The sequence below is a fragment of the Actinomycetota bacterium genome (assembly GCA_019347575.1).
GTDB lineage: Bacteria > Actinomycetota > Nitriliruptoria > Nitriliruptorales > Nitriliruptoraceae > JAHWKY01.
This window is the reverse complement of the sequence record JAHWKY010000010.1, coordinates 135959-143238: the sequence shown is the minus strand read 5'-3', so window position 1 is coordinate 143238 and position 7280 is coordinate 135959. Positions and strand designations below refer to the sequence as shown.

Sequence of the window (7280 nt, the reverse complement as noted above, 5' to 3'; positions counted from 1 at the left end):
CCAGATCGCACCCCCCCTGCCCTTCATCCCGCCCGACCGCCACGGCGACACCTTCATGATCCTCGTCCCCTGCTTCAACGGCTCCGACGACGACGGCGCCGACCTACTGCGCACCTTCCGTGACATCGCAGAACCGGTCGCCGAGCACGTCGGACGGATGCCCTACCCGGCACTGAACAGCGCGTTCGACGCGCTGCTGCCGCCCGGACTGCAGCACTACTGGAAGGCCAACTTCGTCCCCGAACTCACCGACGAGGCGATCGCTGCGCACCTCGAGCACGGGCCGAGCGTGCCGGCGGTGCAGGCCACCATGCACCTGTACCCGATCGACGGTGCGGTCCACGATGTCGACGCCGATGCGACCGCGTTCGCGTTCCGCGACGCGTCGTTCGCCGCCGTGATCGCCGGGATGTGGCCGGACGCGGCAGACAACGCCGCGAACATCCGCTGGGTCCGCGACTACTACGAGGCCCTGGCGCCGCATTCAGCCGAGGGCGGGTACGTGAACTTCATGTCCGACGACGACCACGCCCGGGTCCGGGCGAACTACGGGGACAACTACGGCCGCCTCGTCGAGATCAAGAAGCAGTACGACCCCGACAACCTCTTCCACGTCAACCAGAACATCGACCCGTCCGGGGCCTGACCCGCGGTGTCCCGGCGAGCCACGACGCTGCGAAGGAACGTCGAAGTAGCCCAAGTCACTCAAAACGAAATGGAGGAAGACATGAACAGGATCCGCGCTTCTGAACGTCGCACTCTTGCCTGGAGCCCCCCGGGGCTTCGCGGACCACGTCAACGATCGAGGAGTGTGTTGTGACCCTGACCTTCAACCCTGTGCAGTACAAGACGACAACCCGGCAGCAGTGGCAGGACGCGGCCGAGGCCTGGCACCGGTGGGCGCCGACGCTGGAGGCGTGGCTCGGCGAGGCGACCGAGCTCATGCTGGACGAAGCGGGCATCGGGATCGGTAGCCACGTGCTCGATGTCGCGGCCGGCGCGGGCGGCCAGACCCTCGCCGCAGCGCGTCGCGTGGGACCCACCGGTCGGGTCCTCGCGACCGACATCTCGCCAGCGATCCTGACGTTCGCCGCCAGCGAGGCCGCGCGTGCAGGCGCCACCAACGTCGCCACCAGGGAGCTCGACGGCGAGAACCTCGATCTGCCCGAGGGCACCTTCGACGCCGTGGTCTCCCGCGTCGGGCTCATCTACTTCCCGGACCAGCAGGGCGCGCTGGCCGGCATGCATCGAGTGCTTCGCCCCGGTGGCCGCGTCGGTGCGGTCGTGTACTCGACGGCGACGAACAACGAGTTCTTCTCGATCCCCGTGTCGATCATCCGGCGACGGGCGAACCTTCCACCGCCCGCCGTCGGGCAACCGGGACCCTTCAGCCTCGGTTCGCCAGGCGTCATCGAAGACGCGCTCACCGCGGCCGGGTTCTCCGACGTGAGGACCCACCGCGTGGCTGCGCCGCTGCGCATGCCGAGCGCCGCGGAGTGCGTGCGGTTCGAGCGCGAGTCGTTCGGTGCGCTGCACCAGATGCTGTCGGCGCTCGACGCAACCGAACGCGAGGACGCGTGGGACGAGATCGTGGCAGAGCTCGCACGCTTCGAGGCTGGTGACGGGTTCGAAGGGCCGTGCGAGCTGATCGTCGCCTCGGGCGCCAAGGGAGGGACCGACCGATGACAGCGACCACGACCGGGGCGCGCAAGGCCCCTCGCCGCCTGCACCTGCCTTGCTCGGCCTGCTGATCATGGCCGTGCTGGCGAGCAGCGTCCTGACCGCCGCCGCCAACGAGCCATCGGCAGCACCGTCCAGCAGTGGTGTTTCTCCGGCAAGCTCGGGAAACGTCGCCACTCGCTGGATCGAACGGTCCTTCGATGCGGTTCGATCTGGGAACCCTGGACTACACACCGCAACCCCCGGTGCCGGGCGCTCTTATGCGATGACCACCGCAGCGATGTACGACGCGGTCAACGGCATCGAAGTCGCTGATGGTCTGTCGACGCGAGGCCGTGCCCTCGTCGCTTCGTACGACGGCGCACCCGCGGGAGGCAGCCGAGAGGCCGCCGCGAGCGCGGCCGCACACGCCGTGCTGTCATCGCTGTTCGCGTCCAACACGACGGTCAAGGACGCGCTTGACCAGGCACATGCCGAAGAGCTTGCCGCGCTGGGATCGGATCCCGCAGTCGAGGCCGGACGCTCCTGGGGAGCTGCCGTCGGCAGCGAAGTGGTGTCGATCCGCTCCAACGACGGGACCCAAACGGGCGAATCCAAGCCCGGGGGCACCGGTCCCGGAGCGTTCCCCCGCAACTTCGGCTCGACCCAGTTCCGCAACATGACGCCCTTCGGCGTGAACTCAGTGGCCGGTCATCTATCGAGTGGACCACCCGACCTCACCAGTGCTGAGTACGCCGAGGACTTCAACGAGGTCAAGGCACTAGGAAGCTTCACCGACGCCGATCCCGAGCGCGCGGCGATCGCGCGGCACTGGCTCGCCGAGGGCGGCACGGTCAAAGAGACCGGAATGTGGTTCAAGGTTGCGCTGAACGTGATCTCCGATCAGGACACGGCCGGGTCGCTGTCCGACACGACACGCCTGCTGGCGCTGCTCAGGATGGGCATCGCAGACTCCGTGGCCACGACGTGGAGCGACAAGTACAACTTCCATTTCTGGAGGCCGGGCGATGCGATCCGTCAGGCGAGCACCGACGGGAACCCCGCGACCGAGGAAGACCCGAACTGGAACCCGCGGCCCGGGATCTGTTCAGCGACGACAGTGCCCTTCTGTTCGGTCTTCGGAGGGACGCCGGAGCACACCTCGGGGACGTCGATGTTCGCCGGCGCGGCATCGGAGATCCTGGCGAGCTTCTACTGCACCGATCACATCGCCTTCTCGTTTACAGACGAGTCCGGCTCATCGACGCGCGCCTACGAAACGTTCAGCGCCGCGGCGCGCGAAGCCGGTCGCTCACGCATCTACGGCGGGATCCAGTTCCAGTTCACCAACGACGCCGGGCGGGAGGCCGGCAAGGAGATCGCTCGCGAGATCGTGAGGACGCGGCTGCTCGAAGCAGGCACCGGCGCAGGCTCCAGCGCCTGCAAGAGAGATTGAACGTCCGGGTCGACGGCTAGAACGTGATCGTTCGCCCCCCTAGAAGACACGCAACCTAACCAGGAGGAAGAGTCATGCGGCGAATATGGACAGCAATACTGATCGGGACTTTGCTTGTGGGCGGGTCCTTGCCGGCGACGGCCGGTTCCCCCTCACGTGAAGAGGTCCGTACGTTTCCCGGGCCCGGTTCGGTGGTAGCGGGAGCCGACGCGACGCTGGTTCGGCAACCCGATGGGGTCTCGTTCACCTTCAGCGGAAATGATCTGACGGCGGGAAACGCGTACACGATCTGGTTCGTCGCGTTCAACGACCCGCAGACATGCACGTCGCCGATGATGGACGGGGCGACCGTGATCTCCATGTGCGGAGTTCCCGACCTGTTGAACAACCGAGGCGAGCCCACTGCACTGTGGAGCGCCGGGCACGTGGTCGGAGACAGCGGGCAAGCAAGCTGGGGTGGGCGCATGGCCGTGGGAGACACTTCAGGACGCACTGAACAGGGACAGCTCCTGCACAACGACGGCCTCACCGATCCCCAAGGCGCGGAGATCCACCTCGTGCTGCGGAGCCACGGGCCGATGATCCCGGAGTTGGTCAACGAGCAGATCCACTCCTTCAACGAGGGCTGCTACAGCGGACAGCCCAACGTTGGGCAGTGCACGAACGTGCAGTTCGCCGCGTTCTTGCCGTAGCCGAAGAGAGTCGTAGAGGAGCGGAGGGGTGGGCGGGATCGCCGCCCCTCCTCTCGATCAGGCGGTAGGCGTCGGCAAGACCTCGTCTGGGAGTGTGAACCAGCGTAGGTGTTCGAAGTCTTCGCTGAGTTCCGGCTTGTCGGCGGGCCCTAAGTCTCGTGTATCCGCCTCTTCGAAGATGTGACGTGCATTGCGAAGGTAATCCTGTAGTGCCGACTCCGGCCGCTCCGCCGATGAGACGAGTAGGTCAGCCGGCCCGTTTCATAAGAGAGATCCCTCAGGCTCATCGGAGGCTCGGCGAGACCAAGCCTGTTGAACCACAGGCCGGATTGCGGCTCGAAGCCATAGTGCGGCAATAGTCGCCATCCGTCGGTCGCGACGAGATGGACCGCCTCGAGGATGTAGTTGAGAACGGCCTCGGCGATGAAGTAATTGAAGTTGATCCGAACCCATCCGGGCTTTATCCCTTCGCAGCCGCGCGCGATCTCTCGCTCGAACCGATGTGATCGCTCGATATCTATTCCCAAGAGACGATGCCCGTAAGGTGACACGCGGAAGCGCCATCCGCTCGGGCCGGGACATGCGTATCCGGGGACTCCTCGAGGTGCTCGCCCCTCCGAACGACGGGTGACGGCCGGTCACGTCGCTACTTCGGTGGCCATCGCGGAACGGCAGCGCAGCGCCCGACGAGACCGGAGCCGTCACGGACCAACGGTGGAGGCGTTGTGCTGGAGATCGCCGACCTCGCAGGCGTGGCCCTCCTCGACCTCGTGCCACGTGTCGACGCCGGCGCCGCCGTCCAGCACGTTGCGGCCGTTGTCGCCGTTCACACTCACTAATTTCGCGCGTCTGGGTCGATCCACCTGCCGCCCCGGCGATCGCGGTTGCGATGGTCATGCAGGCACCCTGGACAACGCCTGCGGATGACACCTGTCGAGATCCGTCGTTCCCCGACGCCGCCGAGCCAGGGGGACGTTGCGAATCATGCGCTGCTTGGGCCACCTGGTCCACCCGACCACAACCACGGCTTCGAGCGGTGCGGCTTCGCGCCTCGGACCATGATCCGCTCTGGACGAGTCCTACAGCCGCGGATCTACGGGGTCGCTCTCGAGGGCGAGGATGCCGAACACAGCTTCGTGAACGTCTCGGAGCGGGCGTCGGTCGACGAACCGTTGGAGCGCCTCGATGCCGAGCGCGTACTCGCGCAGGGCGAGGGAGCGTTTGCGTCCGAGTTGGCGGGCGGAGCCGGTCGAGGTGGAGGGTGTACTCGGGTCCGTAGATGATGCGGAGGTACTCGCGGCCTCGGACCTTGATGGCGGGCTGGACGAGCCCCTTGTCGCCGCGCACGGTGAACTGCAGCGCCGTCGTCGCTGCCGTCTCGGCGTGCCGGAGGCTAAGTGCGCACGAGGCGGGATCTCGGACCGTGTGGTCGCAGGCCAAGACGGTGGTGCGTCGAGGGCGATGGTGCGCCCGTGCCCTCTCACGCTCCGGCGAAGTTCGCGTGACAACGCGCGCCGAGGTGTGTACGTTATTCGGACTTCAGTTCACTATGTGAACTCGAGCGAAGGGTCCGCTCTGGGGGACGGAGCGAGGGAGACGAGTACTTCCGACAGGCCATCCTCGTCGGTGGCCGCCGCCCCGATGTCTTGGCGCGAACTCGCTCGCGCACGCGAGGAGTTCCTGACGAGCCGAACCACGCCCACGGGCGTGCGACTCGAGATCGTCAAGTCGTGGCGCCGTTCGGCGATGGTGGGAGCGCAGCCAGAAGGTGCGCCGAGTTTCGGCGACGTCGACGTCGACAGCTACCTGTACGGGGTCGCGGCCCCGGTTCTCGACCGCCTTTCGGAGCGACTGGCTGACTCGCGGACAGCGATGCTGCTGGCCAACCGGGATGCCCGCATCGTCGGTCGATGGGCCGGAGACCACGGCGTCCTGCGGATGATGGATCTGACCGGCTCCGCGCCTGGCTTCGCACTTCACGAGGAGGCGGTAGGCACCAACGGCCTCGGTTCCGTCATCGAGGAACAGCGCCCCCTGTACGTCGTCGGCCACGAGCACTTCGCGAAGCAGTTCGTCGGCTACGCCTGCTTCGGGGTCCCCATCCACCATCCCGTACTGCGGCGCATCGAGGGCGTGCTCACGCTCGTGTGTAAAGCAGACGAGGCGTCGCCCCTCATGCTGCCCTTCGTCCGACAGGTTTCCGACTCCATCCAGGACCGCATGTTCGTTCGCGCCACGGGTCGAGAGCGGATCCTTCTCGACAGCTTCTCAGCTGCGGTGCGTAGGCAGCGGCATGCGATCATGGCCGTCAGCGAGCACACGGTGATCTGTAGCCCGGCCGCATCCCGTCTACTCGACGCCAGCGACCATGCGATCGTCTGGGAGGCAGCCGCAGACGCGACGCAGTCCCGGCGGCGATCAGAGAGTGAAGTCACGCTCAAGAGCGGTAGAGGGGTGCGTGCCCGGTTCACACCGGTCGAGTTCGGGACGGAGGTCGCTGGCGCTCTCGTGGAGTTCGAGACTCTCGATGTGGCTACGGAAGGCTCCCCCCGGCGTGCCCATGCGGCACGGGCAGCATCTCCGGACGAGGAGCTGTCTCAGCACCTGCGGGGTCGTAGCTCAACGTGGAGGTCGGTGCTACGGGAGATCGCACCGGTGCTGCGTAGCTGCGAACCCGTACTCGTTAGCGGCCCCGCCGGCAGCGGCAAGACCCGCGTGGCGCGGGTGATCCACGAACTCAGTGGCCGCTCGGGACGTCTCGCCACGCTGGACGCGGCGATGCTGCCGGTCGACGGGACGTCCAGTTGGCTGAGGGCCGCGCGCCAGGCGTTCGAAGACTCTGATGCATTGCTGATCCGCCACCTGAACCTCCTAGACGACACCGCCGGTTCTGCCGTGATGGCCCTGGCCGACGCTCACGATGACCAGTCCCCTCGACTGCTGGCGACCGCGACTCTGGACCGGGACGTGATCGAACCCAGGGCCCGCGTGATCGAGCGGTTCGCGGTGCACGAAATCGCGATCCCCCGACTGATGGATCGGGCAGAGGACGTGCCTGAGCTCGTGGAGCAGATCCTGACTGACATCGGGCACGCAGGACTCGAGTTCGCGCCCGAGGCGATGCAGGCACTGCTGCGCGCGCCGTGGCCTGGCAACGTCCGTCAGCTGGAGCGCGTCCTGCGCGCCTTGGCGGGCACTCGTACCAGCGGTGTCGTTCGACTGTCGGATCTGCCGTCTGATCTGTTGCGGTCGCCACGTCGAGCGGGGGGCCAGCTCGAAGAGGTGGAACGAAGGGCCATCGTGCGAGCCCTCGACGATGCCGACGGGAACAAGACGGCCGCGGCGGCCGAGCTCGGGATCTCCCGCTCAACGCTCTACCGGAAGCTGCGTTCATTCGGGAGCGACCTGGATCGCACAACGTTCTAGTCGCGCGGCTCTGGCGTTGAGCCCGCAGAGAGCGTCCCAGCCCTGTC

Annotated in this window: 6 protein-coding genes and 1 pseudogene; 5 read left to right on the top strand and 2 right to left on the bottom strand. The window is 66.8% G+C overall.

Annotated features, from left to right (window positions below):
• The 4 genes from KY469_08845 to KY469_08830 all read left to right on the top strand — a co-directional run.
• Window positions 1-646: BBE domain-containing protein (locus tag KY469_08845; GenBank protein ID MBW3663191.1), on the top strand; the 646-nt coding region annotated here is incomplete at its 5' end.
• 170 nt (window positions 647-816) lie between these two features.
• On the top strand, window positions 817-1686 hold the full coding sequence (locus KY469_08840; GenBank protein MBW3663190.1) for a class I SAM-dependent methyltransferase: 870 nt from the start codon (window positions 817-819) through the stop codon (window positions 1684-1686).
• 49 nt (window positions 1687-1735) lie between these two features.
• On the top strand, window positions 1736-3115 hold the full coding sequence (locus KY469_08835; GenBank protein ID MBW3663189.1) for a vanadium-dependent haloperoxidase: 1380 nt from the start codon (window positions 1736-1738) through the stop codon (window positions 3113-3115).
• A 74-nt stretch (window positions 3116-3189) separates the two neighbouring features.
• Window positions 3190-3807, top strand: coding sequence for a hypothetical protein (locus KY469_08830; protein MBW3663188.1), 618 nt, complete (start codon window positions 3190-3192; stop codon window positions 3805-3807).
• A 701-nt stretch (window positions 3808-4508) separates the two neighbouring features.
• On the opposite strand, the gene KY469_08825 is transcribed toward KY469_08830, so the two are convergent.
• Both KY469_08825 and KY469_08820 read right to left on the bottom strand, forming a co-directional pair.
• On the bottom strand, window positions 4509-4670 hold the full coding sequence (locus KY469_08825; GenBank protein ID MBW3663187.1) for a hypothetical protein: 162 nt from the start codon (window positions 4668-4670) through the stop codon (window positions 4509-4511).
• 216 nt (window positions 4671-4886) lie between these two features.
• Window positions 4887-5247 (bottom strand): annotated as a pseudogene (locus KY469_08820) (hypothetical protein).
• A gap of 201 nt (window positions 5248-5448) precedes the next feature.
• Here KY469_08820 and KY469_08815 point away from each other — a divergent pair.
• Window positions 5449-7233 (top strand): sigma 54-interacting transcriptional regulator, encoded by a 1785-nt coding sequence (locus tag KY469_08815; GenBank protein ID MBW3663186.1) that lies wholly within the window; start codon window positions 5449-5451, stop codon window positions 7231-7233.
• Window positions 7234-7280 lie beyond the last annotated feature (47 nt).

Excerpts from the sequence above, each read along its gene's own strand:
- KY469_08830 (MBW3663188.1), top strand. The coding sequence starts at position 3,190 with ATGCGGCGAATATGGACAGCAATACTGATCGGGACTTTGCTTGTGGGC.
- KY469_08815 (MBW3663186.1), top strand. The coding sequence starts at position 5,449 with ATGTCTTGGCGCGAACTCGCTCGCGCACGCGAGGAGTTCCTGACGAGC.